The sequence below is a fragment of the Marinobacterium sp. xm-m-312 genome, assembly GCF_013283295.1.
In the GTDB taxonomy this organism is placed as follows: Bacteria; Pseudomonadota; Gammaproteobacteria; order Pseudomonadales; family Balneatricaceae; genus Marinobacterium_E.
In genome coordinates this window covers 40,831-56,793 of the sequence record NZ_WBYS01000004.1, presented here as the reverse complement: position 1 = coordinate 56,793, position 15,963 = coordinate 40,831, and the positions used below count along the sequence as shown (strand labels likewise).

Sequence of the window (15,963 nt, the reverse complement as noted above, 5' to 3'; positions counted from 1 at the left end):
CCTAAAGGGCGGGCTCGCCCATCACATAGGTCTGTGCGATTGATCGATCATCCCCCAGAATAGAGAGTGCAAATAAGACATCTTCAATCTGATCAGCCCGTTTCATCCGCTCTTCGATCACCGGTGTAGAGGCCAAGTCGAGCAACACCATATCGGCCTCAAACCCTTCTGCTAAAGCGCCAATTCGATCATCCAGCCCCAATGCCTTAGCACCGGCCAGAGTGGCCATATAGAAGGCTTCTAAAGGTTTAAGAAGATGTCCCGCCATCTGCTGAATTTTATAGGCGTCACCTTGGGTGCTCAGCATAGAGAGCGACGTACCACCCCCAACATCAGTACCCATAGTCACATTAACGCCAGCCTGTTGCAGACGCTTCAAAGGAAATAACCCCGATCCTAAGAAAAGATTGGAGGATGGGCAGTGACAAATAGCGGAGCCACAGTCATGAAGACGTTGCATCTCAGCGTCATTGAGGTGAATGCCGTGAGCAAACACCGAACGATCGGTCACGAGTCCAAAGTGATCATAGGTATCTAAATAGCCCTGGCGATCAGGAAATAACTCCCCTACCCATGCGATCTCATCGACATTCTCAGAGAGATGGGTGTGTAGGTAGACATCACTATTCTCTTTCATTAGAGCACCAGCGACCTCTAATTGCGCGTCGGTCGATGTGGGTGCAAAGCGAGGTGTTACCGCGTAACCCAACCGTCCACTACCACGCCATTTGTCAATTAACGAACAGGAGTCGTCATAGGCCGATTGAGGGGTATCACACAGATCATCTGGTGCATGCCGATCCATTAAAACCTTGCCGCTGACCATACGTAGATTACGACGTAGGGATTCTGCAAAAAAGGCATCCACTGAGTTAACCGAAGAGGTCGCAAACACCAGGGCGGTTGTCGTGCCGTTCGCCAATAACTGGTCGAGAAACCGTCCAGCCTGCTCTGTCGCGTAATCAATATCGCGATACTTTAATTCCACAGGGAAGGTGTATCGATTCAACCAATCCAACAGTTGAGTCCCGTAGGCACCGATCATTTCAAGTTGTGGGTAGTGAACATGGGTATCGATAAATCCAGGAATCAGTAGATGCCCAGGACGATGCTCGATTTGAAGATCAGAGGGGATATGCTCTCTTAAATCAGTGTAACTGCCTACCCGTTTAATCAATCCATCGACTATCCAGATAAGCCCATCTGAGTGATAGAACCACCCTTCATCATCTTTAGGTTGAGAAGTACAACTCAGGATCTGACAACGTAACGCCCAGGATTGACTCATAATTCACCCCGCTGTTGCTGCAGCCGAGTCATGACATCAGCCGCAACCGAAATCGCAATCTCTACCGGCAATTTAGTATGCAAATTCTGCAAGCCTATAGGCGAGTGAATGGAGTCAATGATTTCCTGAGAGATACCCCGCTGAGCAAGACGCTGTCTGAATTTCAATGCCTTAGTTTCTGAGCCTATCATGCCAGTATAGGTCGGCAGACCTCCATCGATAGCTGCCAGTAGAAGATCCAGATCCAGTTGATGATCATGGGTCATAATCAACATCCATGCATCATTCGGAATATCTCGCGCCACATCAATGGGATCACGTTCAATGCGGGTCACACCATCTGGAATAGGCTGAACAAAGAGCTCATCTCGGTCATCCACCCAGTTAACGGCAAAATGCAGTTGCGCGAGCAGAGGCACTAACGCTTGAGCTATGTGGCCGGCACCAAATAGGTAAAGAGGCTGTAGAGAGGTATTAAAAACCTCAAACAGCACCCTAACCTCTCCACCGCAGCACTGCCCAAGATTACCGGCCAGAGTGTACTCAAGTTCGTGCAGACCATCTTTCTGCTCTGTCAGTAGCTGTCGTGCGAATTCAATCGCCTGATGCTCAAGATTACCCCCACCGAGTGAATCCACCGTGGCGTTACTGGTGACCAACATCTTGGCACCTGACGAACGTGGACTGGAGCCTCTCTCACCGACCTGTGTGATTAAAACAACCGGTTGCCCCCGCTTTAACAGCTCAGCAAGTTTGTAGCTCCAACGTTGAATCACAGAGAGTCCTCAAGGGTAGTAATGGCGTTTAAAATGGCCTCAGGGGTTGCCGGTGCATCTAAGGTAGGCGATATACCATAGCCGGAAACACTCGAAATTGCATCGCGAATTGCACACCAGACAGAGATGCCAAGCATAAAGGGTGGCTCACCGACTGCTTTAGATCTTGCTATGGTTGCCGCACTGTTCGGTTTATCCAGTAATTCGATAATTAGCCTAGTGGGTCGATCACTAATCGCTGGGATCTTGTAAGTTGCTGGGGAGTTTGTCAGTAGACGCCCTTTGTCATCCCACTTAAGCTCCTCACTGGTTAACCACCCCACTCCCTGAATAAACCCACCCTCTATCTGTCCCTTGTCCAAGGCTGGATTCAATGAGCTACCCGTATCGTGCAAGATATCGACTCGTTCGATATGAGTGGCGCCCGTTAGTCGATCGATAATGACCTCCGAGCAGGCGGCACCGTTAGCGTAGTAAAGAAATGGGTTGCCTTGTGCAGAAGCTCTGTCATACCAGATATTTGGCGTTTTGTAGAAGCCTGTGGCAGAGAGCTGAACACGATCCATATAGGCTGCTTTTACAGCCTCGGCAAAAGTGATTGAACTGGCACCCCAGCTCAATAGCCCCTGTTTGAATTCAATCTCTTCGGCACTAATCGATTCGCGATTGGCAATGAAATCTGCAATTCGACTCTTCAGGGTGGTCGCTGCGTCATGGGCTGCCATACCATTCATGTCGCTGCCGCTTGAAGCTGCTGTCGGTGACGTGTTGGGAACCTTGTCAGTTCGAGTGCTGCTCATCTTCACTCGATCGATCTCAATGCCCAATACTGAGGCAACCACTTGAGCCACTTTAGTGTAAAGTCCCTGCCCCATCTCAGTACCCGCCTGACTGACCAGAACGGAACCGTCTGTATAGATGTGAACAAGCACGCCCGCTTGATTGAGATGCTTAACAGTAAAGGAGATACCAAACTTCACCGGGGTTAACGCCAGCCCTTTAAGATAACGAGATGAAGCTAAGTTATGTTTAGCTATTTTCTGACGACGACGGTCATAGTCAGCACTCTCTCTAAGGCGGGTCATGATCTCCCGCAGCGTTGTTCCGTCGACGGTTTGACCATAGTGTGTCTGCTGACCTGAATAGAGGTTCTTAAGCCGTGTATCTAAAGGATCCTGTTTACAGGTGCGTGCAATATCATCCAACATCGCTTCAGCCGTGATGACCCCCTGAGGCCCGCCAAAGCCACGAAACGCCGTGTTAGAAACCTTATCGGTTCGCCAACGCTCACCAGTGATTTTTGCAGCCGGGTAATAGTAGGCGTTGTCACTGTGGAACATCGCACGATCTACAATGGCATCACTCAAATCTGGAGAGCAGCCACAGTCGCCATTAATGTCAATCTGTACCGCTTCGATTTGACCATCACTACGGAATCCCACTTGATATTGGTTAATAAAGGGGTGTCGTTTCCCCGTCACCGTCATATCAGTTGATCTAGGTAGACGAAGTTTTACCGGTCTGCCTAGCTTGTGCGCCGCCAGTGAGGCTAAACAAGCCCAAGGCGCTGCCTGTGTCTCTTTACCGCCAAAAGCGCCTCCCATGCGTCGTACTTCAACAACCACCTCATGAAATGGAAGGCCCAACACTTCAGAGACTAGGGTTTGCACCTCAGTTGGGTGCTGAGTAGAGCAGAGAAGATGAATACCTCCCTCCTCTGTTGGCACTGCCAAAGAGGCCTGCCCTTCAAGATAGAGATGTTCTTGACCGCCAATTCGCAATTCACCAGAGATCTGATTTTCAGATCTGTCCATTGTGGACAGATCGCCTCTCTGCATCACATGAGGAGGACGTACTCGATACGCCTGGGACTTGGCCTCTTCAATAGAGAGGATTGGCTTAGACTCTTCGTATTGAACCTCAGCCAATAATGCCGCAGAGCGAGCTTGCTTCTCATCCGTAGCCACCACAAGAAAGATCGGTTGACCGTGAAAAAGCACGTCGCCATCCACTAAAAGTGGGTCACCCGGAAAGACAGGACCGATATCTTTGATTCCAGGAATATCCTTGGACGTCAGCACGGCAATAACACCTGGAGCCTCTTGCACTGCACTCAGATCCAAAGATAACAGACGGCCTCGGGAGATGGATGCTTGCCCGATGGCAGCAAACAGGGTGCCTTCAGGTAAGGGAGTATCATCCACATATCGTGCTCTACCCGTCACATGCAACAACGCACTGTCGTGAGTGACTGAAACGCCTACAGGTTTCATACTGACTCCTTCGCACTGATTAGATGGAAGTGAATGACACGGGCACAGGCTTTGAGGCGATAATCAGCGCTGGCCCTGAGGTCTGATAGAGGCGTTAACTCGCCTAACGCATCAGTGACCTGATCCAGGGTAATGGATGAGGGGGCTGTACCTTCAAAAGCGGCCATAACACCCAGTGCCAAAACCGGAGTGGCTGCCATACCCCCTAACCCTATGCGCAATGAGGTTAACCGTCCCTCATGCATCCTGTAATGAGTCGCTACAGCGACGGCAGAGATATCATCATCCAGGCGCTTGGATACCTTCTCAAAATGCACTTGGGCCTGATCAGCAAGGTTGAAGTTAATCTGACTGATCACCTCATCCGAACTCAACGCGGTCTGCTTATAGCCTAAGAAGAAATGTTTTAGCGCAACCCTTCGCTCTTGTTGAACAGAGCTCAAAACCAACTCTGCATCTAAAGCGAGCATCAACGGAGCTAAATCGCCAATTGGAGAGGCATTTCCGATAGAACCACCCAAGGTCGCGCGATTACGGATCTGTTGTGATGCAAATCGACTGAGCAGCTGATCAAGAGCATTAAAATCAGACGCTTTTGCATGATCTTTAATTCGACTCAAAGTGACCGCTGCACCGACTGACCAGTGGCCACCCACAATAGTTAATTGATGTAAGGCGGCAACTCTGTCAGTACTAATAAGCGTCTCGACCTGTTCAAGCCCCTGAGTCGCCCGCAGCATCCAATCAGTACCACCGGATAACAAAATGGCCTCTGGATGTTCCGATTTTAATTCACAAAGCGCCTCTAATGTTCGAGGTTGATGGAAACCGGCAACGGATGCCGTTGAGTGTTGTAACTGCTTTAGGGAATGGATTAACTCAACTTCACATTGAGCAAATCGATCATGGCTGCAATCGGCCAATTGAACCGCTTTAACAATGGGTGAATAGCCGGTGCATCGACAAAGATTGCCGCCTAGGGCTTCATCGATCGCCTCCACATCAGGATTGGATTCGTGCTTTTTCAATGCAAGTGCAGAAAGAATGAACCCTGGGGTGCAAAATCCACACTGCGATGCGTGCTGATCTATAAACGCCTGTTGCAGAGGGTGTAGATCATCGCCTTGCGCTAGATCTTCAATCGTAATCAGCGCTTTACCAGCCAATTCCGCAACCGGCATCAAACAGCTATTGACCGCTTCATACTTAAGACTTTCATTATCATCTAGAGAGACAAGCACAACCGTACAGGCACCGCAGTCACCAGAGGCACACCCCTCCTTGGTCCCTGTGAGACGTTTAGATTCACGCAGGAATTCCAATAGAGTCTCGGTATTGGAAAGCGGACTATCCTGCTCAATGGAACCATTTTTCCAGTAACTGATCATATGAATGCTGCCTGAAGGGTCATATATAATAGACTTATTGTGCTAAAACCTAACCAAGTGGTCAAACAAATAAACTGACCTTGAAGTTAATTTTTATTTGATTTTTGAGTCAAATATTGGGTTCAATAGACGACTATTTTTCAATTATTAACAAGCTTTGAGATCCGCCAAAGTATGACAGACAATCTTCGCATCTGGTTATCCAATCCATTAGCCATCTACACGGGAAACGATGAGGATGCTTCTGGCGGTATTGTTGTCAGTGGCAAGACGATCGTAGAGCTGGTTGCCAAGGGTGAAACACCCGTTAATATTGATCAAACGATTGATGTCAGTGATCAGGTTCTGATTCCCGGTCTGATTAACACCCACCACCATTTCTATCAGACACTGACTCGCGCACTGCCCGCAGCGCTCAATAAAGAGCTTTTTCCTTGGCTTCAGACGCTCTACCCTGTCTGGGCCAATTTAGATCCTGAGGTTCATCGTGCCGCCACAAAACTGGCACTGGCCGAGTTACTGTTGTCCGGCTGCACAACCGCTTCTGATCACCACTATCTGTTCCCAGCCAATCTTACTGATGCCATTGATCATCAAGTTGAAATCGGCCGTGAGATGGGTGTGCGTATGGCGATGACCCGAGGCTCTATGAGTTTGGGCCAAGATCAAGGTGGATTACCGCCTAATACCGTGGTTCAAACAGAAGATGAGATCTTGCAGGATTCTGAACGCCTAGTCTCTCGCTATCACGACAGCGAACCCTATTCGATGTCACAAATCGCCTTAGCACCCTGTTCTCCCTTCTCTGTGACGACCGAGTTGATGCGTGACACGGCCAGTCTGGCCAAACAACTCAATGTACGACTCCATACGCACCTAGCAGAGACCATCGACGAGGAGAACTTCTGTGAACGCTCTTTAGGAATGCGAACGGTAGATTACCTAGAGTCTGTTGGTTGGCTATCCAGTAACACTTGGTTGGCGCACGGCATACATTTTAATGACGAAGAGATTGCCCGATTGGGTAAAGCTGGCGTCGGAGTCTGTCACTGCCCAAGCTCGAATATGATGCTGGCATCGGGCATTGCTAAAGTGAAGGAGCTTGAAGCGGCCGGTTCACCGGTAGGTTTGGGCGTCGATGGTTCTGCGTCGAACGATTGCTCGAATATGATTCAAGAAGTTCGCCAAGCCATGTACATCCAGCGCCTGCGTTACGGATCCTCTGCGGTCACCCATTTTGACGCCTATCGTTGGGGTACCAAAGGCTCAGCGCAGGTATTAGGCCGTAACGATATAGGTGAGCTCGCGGTGGGCAAAGCAGCCGACCTAGCTCTCTTTAAGCTTGATGAGCCGCGCTTTAGCGGTGCTCACGATCCATTAGCCGCCCTGCTGTTGTGTGGGGCACATCGCGCAGAAGCCGTAATGGTGAATGGCGAGTGGCGCGTTAAGGCTGGTGAGTTAGTCGGTCAAGATATTGAACAGATCATGCATGAACATAAAGAGGCTGCTAATACGCTTGCGGCTCGTACGATTTCCTAGGAGAAGATAATGACCCCTTACAGCAAAGACTTTCCCGTGAGCTGGGACGAACTGCACCGAAACGCACGAGCGCTGAGCTGGCGCCTTTTAGAGCAAGGCCCATGGAAAGGAATTATTGCCATAACGCGAGGCGGCTTAGTTCCAGCAGCGATCCTTGCTCGAGAGATGGATATTCGTATGATCGATACGATATGTGTTCTTAGCTATTCAAACTCTAACAGTGGAGAAGCCTCTGTCCAAGGGCAGATAGAAGTACTTAAAGGCATTGAAGGTGATGGCGAGGGGATGATTTTGGTCGATGACCTGGTTGATACCGGCCGCACCGCAAAATACGTTCGCGAAATGCTTCCTAAAGCGCACTTTGCAACTCTCTATGCAAAACCGGCAGGCAAACCACTGGTTGATACCTTTATTACTGAGGTCAGCCAAGATACTTGGATTCGTTTCCCTTGGGATATGGTGCAAACCTTTGCACAACCACTATCAGAAGTTATCGATAAGTAACTGATTTCAAAATAACTATTATTTTTATTGGGCGTTCTTTTTTACTTAAATAAAACGTCTAAAAATAAACCTGCAAAAACAAAATCCTCTGCTAGGCTTAAGCTTTCATATGTTTGGAAGGATTTTGTATGGGTTTTAGTTACCTAGTTTCCTGCCTATCTTTGTTACTCATTAGCCAACCTCTTTGGGCTAATGAGAGCTCTCTAATGGCTGAGATAAGACTCCACCCCGTCATCTTTTTAGTCTCTGTTACACTTATCATCATTGTGCTGGCCACAATGACTCGAACCCTGCAGCTACTTCGTTCACGTGGACATAAGCAGTTTAGACAGCTTAAGCGTGAGCGTCACAAGACACAGCGACATCTTGCCATCATCGACAAACATATCTTAATGGTGAATACCGATCCAAACGGCAAGGTGACTAAGGCATCTAGCGCCTTTTGCGATCACACGGGATATACAAAAGAGCAACTTAAATCAGGCACATTAGCTCGTTTAATTCCAGACGAAAACAGCGCACGCCTTTTGCAACAACGATATCAAGAGGCAAGTCAGAAAGGGGGCGTGAGTGTTGAGACCCAAGAGAAAAATGCCTACGGTGGACTCTATTGGGTCAAGCTTCAGATCGAGCCTCAATACGACCGAAACGCTAATCTGATTGGATTCACCGAGATTCGCGAAGACATTTCGACTCAGAAAAAACTGGAAGAGCTATGGATGACGGACCAGTTAACCGGTCTCTACAATCGTTCGAGGCTAGATGAGCTATTTGAAGCAGAGCTTCGACGTGCAAACCGATACGGCACTCAATTTTCGTTGTTGCTGTTAGATATTGATCACTTCAAACAGATCAATGATACCCACGGGCATCTTGTAGGCGATGACGTTCTCTATGCTGTCGCCAAACTACTTCAGAATAATATTCGTGATGTGGATATATTGGGTCGCTGGGGCGGTGAAGAGTTTATGCTGATACTTCCCAACACCAACCAATCTGAAGCGTTGATTCTTGCAGAAAAACTTAGAAACACACTAAGAGATCACCCATTCACACCCGTGAGTAAGGTAACGGCTAGTATCGGTATCAGTAGTTTTATTGCCGGTGTCGAAGCAGATGAGCTATTTAAACGGGCGGATGATGCGCTCTATCGAGCCAAAGCAAAAGGAAGGGATCGGGTAGAGTTAGGCATGGTCAGCATACCTAACCCTAATGAACAGAGTCGCGATCGCAGCGCTTAACTCCAACCCTTTATTTTGCGGTAGAGTGTAGAGGGGCTAACCTCAAGTAACGCGGCCGCTTTAGGGACATTGCCTTTACAGAGTTTGACGGCATTTTCGATGATTTTTCGCTCTAATACATCCAGAGGTTCAATCTCGTCTAAACTCTGAGCCATCACTTTCGAATAGGGTTTAGACTTCTTAGCGGATTTACTCGTTTGAACCTCTTCTGGCTGTTCTGTTTTGACGGGTTGGGGTGCCACAATCTCCTGCAGCGAATTTAACGGGGCCGGGAAATCGGCTACACCGACCATACCCCCCTCGTTTAATACAACGACATTACGAATCACATTCTGAAGCTCGCGGACATTGCCCGGCCAGTGGTACTCCAGGAGTCTACGCTTAGCTTCATCTTCAAAGCCCTCGAAATACTTGGTCTCTTCACGCGCGTAACGGTTAAGGAAGAATTCGGCAATCATTAAAATATCATCACCGCGATCCCGTAACGGCGGCAGGTGAACAGGAATTACATGCAGGCGATAGTAGAGATCCTCTCTAAAACGACCCGCTTGCACCTCAACCAGAGGGTCTCGGTTCGTTGCGCAGATGAATCGGACATCGACCACCTCATCTGAATTACTGCCCACTTTCTGGATAATGCCGGTCTGAATGAATCGTAGCAATTTGGTTTGCAAATCAAGACTCATTTCACCAATTTCATCTAAAAAGAGTGTGCCACCATTAGCCTTACTGGCTGCACCTTCACGATTGGCACTGGCACCGGTAAATGCACCCTTTACATGACCAAAGATCTCACTCTCCATAAGATCTTTAGGTATTGCAGCACAGTTTATCGCAACGAAAGGGCCTTCAGAGCGAGCGCTCTGTTTATGCAGGGCTTCTGCAGTGAGCTCTTTACCTGAGCCACTCTCACCTGTCACAAAGACAGATGCCTTACTGGGGCCCGCACGCTCGATAAGATGATACATATCTTGCATCGCAGGACTGGCACCAATAAAGCTATGGAAGGTTTCACGCTCCCTCTTCTCTGCCAAATCGACAGGAGCAAAGTTGAGTTTTGCCACCTGTGCAAATGCTGAGCTGATCGCTACCTTTAGTCGACGCGCATCAAAAGGTTTTTCTAGAAAATCATAAGCGCCTAAACGAATGGCATCGACGGCCACATCGATCGACCCGTGCGCAGTCATAATAATCACCAACGACTTAATCTGATGCTCAATAATTCGTTTAAGAAGCTCAAAGCCATCACCATCAGGCAGGCGCAGATCCAGAAGAACGACCTGATAGACCTTGGAATCAAGTGCGGTGTGAGCTTCAGCCAGTGTTGCGGCGGCATCAACTAATACCCCCTCCTTCTCAACGTACTGTGCATAGATACGTCGCAGACTGGCACTGTCTTCAACAATTAATACTTGATTCTGAGACATCAGAAATTTCCTCAATTAACTTTATTATGCCGATAGCGCTGATGAAAAACGGTTCAACTCTGCAAGGACAGATTCCAGCTGCGAGGATACAGAAGGCACAAACTGATCAACCGTCGCTTAATCGCCAGATTTGGCTGCTTTTTCTATGCGCTCAGCGGTAGAACGAAGCGTTTCAGCACCAAAGGTTGCTGAGGTACCTTTCAGTGAATGTGCTTCGATACCTAAAGTCGCTAAATCATTTTCAGACATCGCTTTACTGATGTTTTCTAAACGCTGTGAAGATTCTGATTCAAACACTTCGATAAGGCTTGGCAAAAAATCGATCGACGTGTCCTCTAAAAGACGCTCCAGTACTGCAAGATCCAGTACTTCAGAAACCTTTGAAGCAACCGCCTGATCCATTGAATCGATGATTTGTCCCATTTAACTATCTCCTTAAAATAACCCTTCTAAACAGTGAAGGTACAACAGGAGAAAGCAAGGTCCATGCCAACTCTTCTTACTGCTTATAAAAAGATCTATTCATAGTGATTCGCAAAATGCAAAAAGTCTAGATATTTGATTCAGAGCTGTTGGCACGGTTTGTGCTTACCCTCTTGCAATACGAACTAAATAAACCGAGTTTTAAGATGAATATTGCAGTATCAGCGAAGATTAGCGAACAAGACCATTTTGATATCAATAGAATCCTAATGGTTGATGACAGCCCTACCGAACGAGCTCGCCTTGGCGCGATGTTAAAAGACCTAGGCTATGAAGTCGTTGAAGCCTGTGATGGTAAAGAGGCACTCGCACTGTTAGAGAGAGACCAGTTTCAATTGATCCTCTCAGATCAAGTGATGCCAGAGATGGATGGCAAAACACTCTGTCGCACTCTGAGAAGTGACGATCGATACGGATCACCCTACGTCGTTATGCTGACCGCTGAAAATGATCAAAATGAGCTGGTCACCTGTATGGATGCAGGCGCGGATGATTTTTTGCGTAAACCCGCTGTTAAAGAGGAACTTCGTGTACGGCTGGCTGCAGGTGCGCGGTTGGTAAGCATGCGTAAGAGTGTCACCGACCAGAACGAGCAACTTAACGAAACCGTGACTGCACTGGAAGCTGCACAGAAGCAAAATGAGGAAGAGTTGCAATTTGCGACGCATCTTCAAGAGGAGTATGTGCCAAACAATCAGTGGTTATCACCCACCCTAGAACTCGCTACACACTTTAAAACAGCACGTGGCATTGGTGGTGATTCGATGGGATTTGTTACCACCAATAACAATCAAGTGCTCGTTTATCAGATCGACGTAATGGGTCACGGTGTTGCATCGGCAATGCTCTCCTTTACCCTACAAAATGCCATTCAGCAGATGCTGGGGTACTACATCAATCAGAGCGTCTTGCCACCGCTGCATCAAATTGTTCGTCGATTGAATGAGCGCTTCCCGAGTGAGCGTTTTTCAGGCCTCTACTTCACTATGTTCCTTGGCATGATAGATGAACAAGCCAATACCCTAAGGTACTGCCAAGCAGGACACCCTCACCCCTGCGTGTTAAGCGAACAGGGTGATATGATGCAGATAAGCCGCGGCAGCTTTCCAGTTGGAATGTTTGAGTTTGCCGACTTTGAAACACGATCCCTTCCCTTTTTACCAGGTTCTTCATTGCTGTTAAGTAGTGATGGACTGTTTGATATTGTTGATGAAACAAACTCAGCCATAGGCCGTAATGCGATCGAAAACATACTGAAACGTGAACGCAGTAAAGATGCCGCAACTCAGTTAGATATCATTAAGCAATTTGCCTATGATTGGGGTAACCAAGAGACCCCAGAAGATGATGTATCGGTCATGTTGATTAAACGCTCCTCGGAAAACAACCAAGAGACAGAGTTGAACGTCCAGCCATTTCTGACCAGTTTACGCCCTACAGAGAGCGACGTAGAAAAGACACTGGATCATATCTATCTTCACTTAAAACTGCTTAATACCGATGATCTAATCCTCTCTAAGATCAGAACCGCGCTAGCTGAACTACTGAACAATTTTGTTGAACATACTGTTTGGCCTGAAGATTATGTGGAGCTTCCAATAGAGATCATCACAACTACCTCTAAAAGCTGGATTGAGTTCAATATTCAAGAATATTCCGTTGAGCTTCCTCATCTATGCCCACCTAAGCCCTATTCAGGTGAATCAGAGTCAGGGCGTGGCCAACACATCATGATGAGTTGGATCGATCAAATCAGCTGTAAGCGTGCCAATGATGCAAACCTATGGCGACTGCGTTTTAAAAACAGCTAATAACGTCACTCAAAATAAGCCGCATCTATTGCGGCTTATTCATTTCCAGAACTGATCTCTCTATAATCTGAGCACATTTTGAACCGATGGAATTGACGTGAAACCTCTTTTGATTGCCGTTGCCGGTGCTTCTGGATCTGGGAAAACCACCGTAGCTAACGCCCTGTTGCAGGGCATTCAATCACAGGGATTAACGGCCACGCTGTTTAGCCAGGACAATTTTTACAACCCTATTGGCCACCCGCTAAGTAATTACGATGAGCCTCAAGCGCTAGAACTTGATCTACTGGCCGAGAAATTAAATGAACTTAAACAGGGATTGGCAACAGAAATTCCAACCTATGACTTTGTTGTTCACAGACGCCAGCAAGAGACTTTGATCATCGAACCCCTGGATGTAATTATTGTGGAGGGGCTTTTTCTACTGTCACAACCGAATTTAGTCTCAGCCTTTGATGTCAAAATCTACTTAGATGTCCCTCAAGAGATCTGTTTCCAACGCCGTTTTGAACGAGATCAAATTGAACGAGGTCGTGAACCTGACGACATTCGTCGTCAATACAACGACCAAGTGCGACCTGGATTCGAACGTCACATTGCCCCATATCGCGATCAAGCCGATATTAGAATTGACGCCCTCCCCTCAGATGTGAAAAGTTTTATTAAAAATAGACTAAATCTGCCTCGATAATCGGAACAAACCCCTAAGTTGGCACACCTATTGCTAAGGATATATAGGTACATAATTAACTTAGGAGTTACCGATGAGTTTTACAGTCAGTTCTTACGATTCAGCTAACGTCGTTCACATGCCAGAGAAACTTACTATGGCTAATGCGAACAGCGTTAAACAGCAGCTTACCGAGATGATCGAACAGGGAAAAACCAACCTTGTCATCGATTTGGCAGGCATGAGCTTTACCGATTCAAGTGGTTTAGCCGTGCTAGTCGCTGTCTACAAAAACATTCAAAAATTGGGTGGTTCAGCGGTGATCTTGTCGCCTCAACCAGCCGTGCAATCTCTGTTAGAACTGACACGCCTTCAAGAGCTATTCGAGATCTATCAAGATCCGAATGCTGCCATTGAGCGAGTCAGCAAAGCGGCTTAACCAATGTACGAAGCCCTTCGAGAACACCTAGACTCCGCCGTGCTAACATTGGCGGAGTCAAAAGGATCAAAGCTACCCAATGCACTTATTGAGTCGCGCATCACCTCAATTATCTTCTATAAGGCGGCCATTGAGTTGATTGAACGGTTCAATAATGGACAGATAAACATTCTGGACAAACTTCCAGAAAATGTCCGTCGTTCGCTCCTTACGCCCAACTGCATGATGAGTTATGAGCACTGGTTAGATGCCATTTCTAATCTGCATCTTGAGCTAGAGAAGGTCTACTACAGTGATACCCATTTAACGCACGAATCTTTGGCTGATATTCACCGCAATGCGATCGATATTGAGCAGTTTGTTCTCAGTGCGCCCTTTAACGGCAGAGCCAGCCTGTTAATGCCAGGATTAATAAAACGGGACCAGAAACTTAAATGTTTAGCGGCACCCTTTTTAGTCTTTAAGAGGCTAGGTTTACTGACTCCGTTGAAATCGGTTGTGAACGGATAGGAGTGATCATGAAAAAATATGACGGCATCAAGCTGGGTTCATTGGTCAGCTTACTCCTGTCTGGTTGCAGCCAACAGCCGATACAAAACGAAAACGAGACGATCTATTTTTCGCACTCGTTGCCGAATATCGCCACTCCCTTAAAGCCTCAACCAGTCGTCAACATTGTGCTACCGATCATCTACTTCGCCAACGACAGTTATGAAGTGACGCCAACCGAAAGGGTCAAACTTAAAGAGTTTGTTGAGACACTGGGTGAGCAGCGTCCGTCAATCATTTTGAATGGACATACCGATTGGAATCGCAGTGACCAATACAACGATCAGTTGGGGCTTAATCGATCCGAGTCCGTCCTACTAACACTGGTTGATATTGGCTATCCAGCTGAAAAACTGGCCACAGCCTCCATGGGCGAATCCCAACCCGTTGCGAACAACCGAACCGAACAGGGCCGTCAACTGAATCGACGAGTCACTCTATCACTATTCTAATAGAGCCAAATCATGACACGAGAAGACGCGATTGCACGTGATCTAAAGCGCAATGTATGGACAGTCATGGGACTGCCCTTTGACTGCACAACAGAGCAAGAGACGACAGATCACCTGATCGATGCGATGCTAAAAGAAGAGCGTTGCTTCTTCACAACACCGAACCTAAATTTTGCAATCACTGCACAAAATGATTCGCAATTTAGGGATTCAGTCATTAACTCAGATTGGGTGGTCGCGGATGGTATGCCGCTTATCTGGATTGCAAAAACTCTAGGTATTCCTTTGCCGGAACGCGTCGCTGGCTCTTCAGTGTTTGAAAGGGTTAGGCAAGAGTATAGAAACCCACATCGCCCCATCCGACTGGTCTTTTTCGGAGGCCCTGATGGAACAGCAGCTGAAGCGTTTAAAAAGATCGCGGTAGACAACAGCAGCATGGAAGTCGTTGGTTTTTACAGCCCCGGCTTTGGCTCGATGGATGAGATGAGTGATCCTGAGATAATCAAACAGATCAATCAGACAGATGCGGATCTTTTAATTGTTGCGTTAGGAGCAAAACGAGGCCAGCAATGGATCGAACTAAACCGTAAACAACTAGACGTACCGGTCATTTCACACCTAGGTGCCGTCATCAATTTCGTTGCAGGAACTGTCAGTCGCGCGCCGATATGGATACAGAAGTCTGGATTAGAGTGGGTTTGGCGCATATGGGAAGAGAACAGCCTCTTCAAGCGCTACTGGCATGATGGAATGGCGTTTCTGAAATACTACTTCAATAACCTGCGTCCATATAAGAATCTCATCGCTGAACAAAATAAGCGCCCCACTCGCGGTCTAGACACCAGTTTTGATCAAACTACAGGTACCCTGTTCGTCACAGGTGATGCTAGGTTTAATCAACTAGATATACTCCGCCAACAATTGGTAGAGCTCATTACTGAGCAACGTCTTCTGGCGCTAGACTTCTCTGGTATAGCGATATTTGATGCTTCTTTTACAGGATTATTGCAGCTTGTTAATAAGCATGTATCACTCTATGCAGCTGAAGGTTTAAAACTGCACAACCTATCAGAGGAGCATCAGGCTGTACTTAGATATCTAGCACTTAACGAAAAGCTCTAAC

The 15,963-nt window shown here is 47.4% G+C and carries 15 protein-coding genes; 9 read left to right on the top strand and 6 right to left on the bottom strand.

The genetic code is table 11. From position 1 onward, the window contains the following. Position 1: 1 nt before the first annotated feature. From guaD to XMM312_RS05955, 4 genes are read right to left on the bottom strand one after another with little or no spacing between them, the layout of a single operon-like run. Positions 2–1,288 (bottom strand): guanine deaminase, encoded by a 1,287-nt coding sequence (gene guaD / locus XMM312_RS05970; RefSeq protein ID WP_173482501.1) that lies wholly within the window; start codon positions 1,286–1,288, stop codon positions 2–4. Further along, positions 1,285–2,064 (bottom strand): xanthine dehydrogenase accessory protein XdhC, encoded by a 780-nt coding sequence (xdhC, locus tag XMM312_RS05965; RefSeq protein WP_173480951.1) that lies wholly within the window; start codon positions 2,062–2,064, stop codon positions 1,285–1,287. Before xdhC ends, guaD begins: the two co-directional genes overlap by 4 nt. Further along, positions 2,061–4,337, bottom strand: coding sequence for a xanthine dehydrogenase molybdopterin binding subunit (gene xdhB, locus XMM312_RS05960; RefSeq protein ID WP_173488858.1), 2,277 nt, complete (start codon positions 4,335–4,337; stop codon positions 2,061–2,063). The genes xdhC and xdhB overlap by 4 nt, the downstream gene beginning before the upstream one ends. Beyond that, entirely contained in the window at positions 4,334–5,725 is a 1,392-nt protein-coding gene (locus XMM312_RS05955; protein ID WP_173488857.1) for a xanthine dehydrogenase small subunit, read from the bottom strand. The genes xdhB and XMM312_RS05955 overlap by 4 nt, the downstream gene beginning before the upstream one ends. 174 nt (positions 5,726–5,899) lie before the next feature. On the opposite strand from XMM312_RS05955, the gene XMM312_RS05950 reads away from it, so the two are divergent. From XMM312_RS05950 to XMM312_RS05940, 3 genes are all read left to right on the top strand, one after another. Then, on the top strand, positions 5,900–7,264 hold the full coding sequence (locus tag XMM312_RS05950) for an 8-oxoguanine deaminase (RefSeq protein ID WP_173488856.1): 1,365 nt from the start codon (positions 5,900–5,902) through the stop codon (positions 7,262–7,264). 9 nt (positions 7,265–7,273) lie between these two features. Further along, positions 7,274–7,768, top strand: a complete 495-nt coding sequence (gene gpt, locus XMM312_RS05945; protein WP_173488855.1) for a xanthine phosphoribosyltransferase — start codon at positions 7,274–7,276, stop codon at positions 7,766–7,768. Between the two features lie 206 nt (positions 7,769–7,974). Beyond that, positions 7,975–9,009, top strand: a complete 1,035-nt coding sequence (locus XMM312_RS05940) for a diguanylate cyclase (protein WP_173488854.1) — start codon at positions 7,975–7,977, stop codon at positions 9,007–9,009. On the opposite strand, the gene XMM312_RS05935 is transcribed toward XMM312_RS05940, so the two are convergent. Both XMM312_RS05935 and XMM312_RS05930 read right to left on the bottom strand, forming a co-directional pair. Continuing rightward, positions 9,006–10,436, bottom strand: a complete 1,431-nt coding sequence (locus XMM312_RS05935; RefSeq protein ID WP_173483967.1) for a sigma-54 dependent transcriptional regulator — start codon at positions 10,434–10,436, stop codon at positions 9,006–9,008. The two genes, XMM312_RS05940 and XMM312_RS05935, sit on opposite strands and share 4 nt — an antisense overlap. Before the next feature lie 117 nt (positions 10,437–10,553). Further along, positions 10,554–10,859 (bottom strand): Hpt domain-containing protein, encoded by a 306-nt coding sequence (locus XMM312_RS05930; protein WP_173488853.1) that lies wholly within the window; start codon positions 10,857–10,859, stop codon positions 10,554–10,556. Between the two features lie 206 nt (positions 10,860–11,065). Here XMM312_RS05930 and XMM312_RS05925 point away from each other — a divergent pair, with 206 nt between their 5' ends. From XMM312_RS05925 to XMM312_RS05900, 6 genes are all read left to right on the top strand, one after another. After that, positions 11,066–12,730 (top strand): SpoIIE family protein phosphatase, encoded by a 1,665-nt coding sequence (locus tag XMM312_RS05925; RefSeq protein ID WP_173488852.1) that lies wholly within the window; start codon positions 11,066–11,068, stop codon positions 12,728–12,730. 97 nt (positions 12,731–12,827) lie between these two features. Continuing rightward, positions 12,828–13,421: an AAA family ATPase gene (locus tag XMM312_RS05920; protein WP_173488851.1), complete on the top strand. Its 594-nt coding sequence runs from the start codon at positions 12,828–12,830 to the stop codon at positions 13,419–13,421. 73 nt (positions 13,422–13,494) lie between these two features. Continuing rightward, on the top strand, positions 13,495–13,839 hold the full coding sequence (locus XMM312_RS05915; protein WP_173488850.1) for an STAS domain-containing protein: 345 nt from the start codon (positions 13,495–13,497) through the stop codon (positions 13,837–13,839). A 3-nt stretch (positions 13,840–13,842) separates the two neighbouring features. Then, on the top strand, positions 13,843–14,349 hold the full coding sequence (locus XMM312_RS05910) for a hypothetical protein (RefSeq protein ID WP_173488849.1): 507 nt from the start codon (positions 13,843–13,845) through the stop codon (positions 14,347–14,349). Positions 14,350–14,357: 8 nt separating this feature from the next. After that, positions 14,358–14,840 carry an OmpA family protein gene (locus XMM312_RS05905; RefSeq protein WP_173488848.1) on the top strand — a complete coding sequence of 161 codons (483 nt, stop codon included), beginning with the start codon at positions 14,358–14,360 and terminating at the stop codon, positions 14,838–14,840. A gap of 12 nt (positions 14,841–14,852) precedes the next feature. After that, the gene (locus XMM312_RS05900) at positions 14,853–15,962 is read left to right on the top strand and encodes a WecB/TagA/CpsF family glycosyltransferase (protein WP_173488847.1); all 1,110 of its coding nucleotides are present in this window, start codon (positions 14,853–14,855) and stop codon (positions 15,960–15,962) included. Position 15,963: the final 1 nt, after the last annotated feature.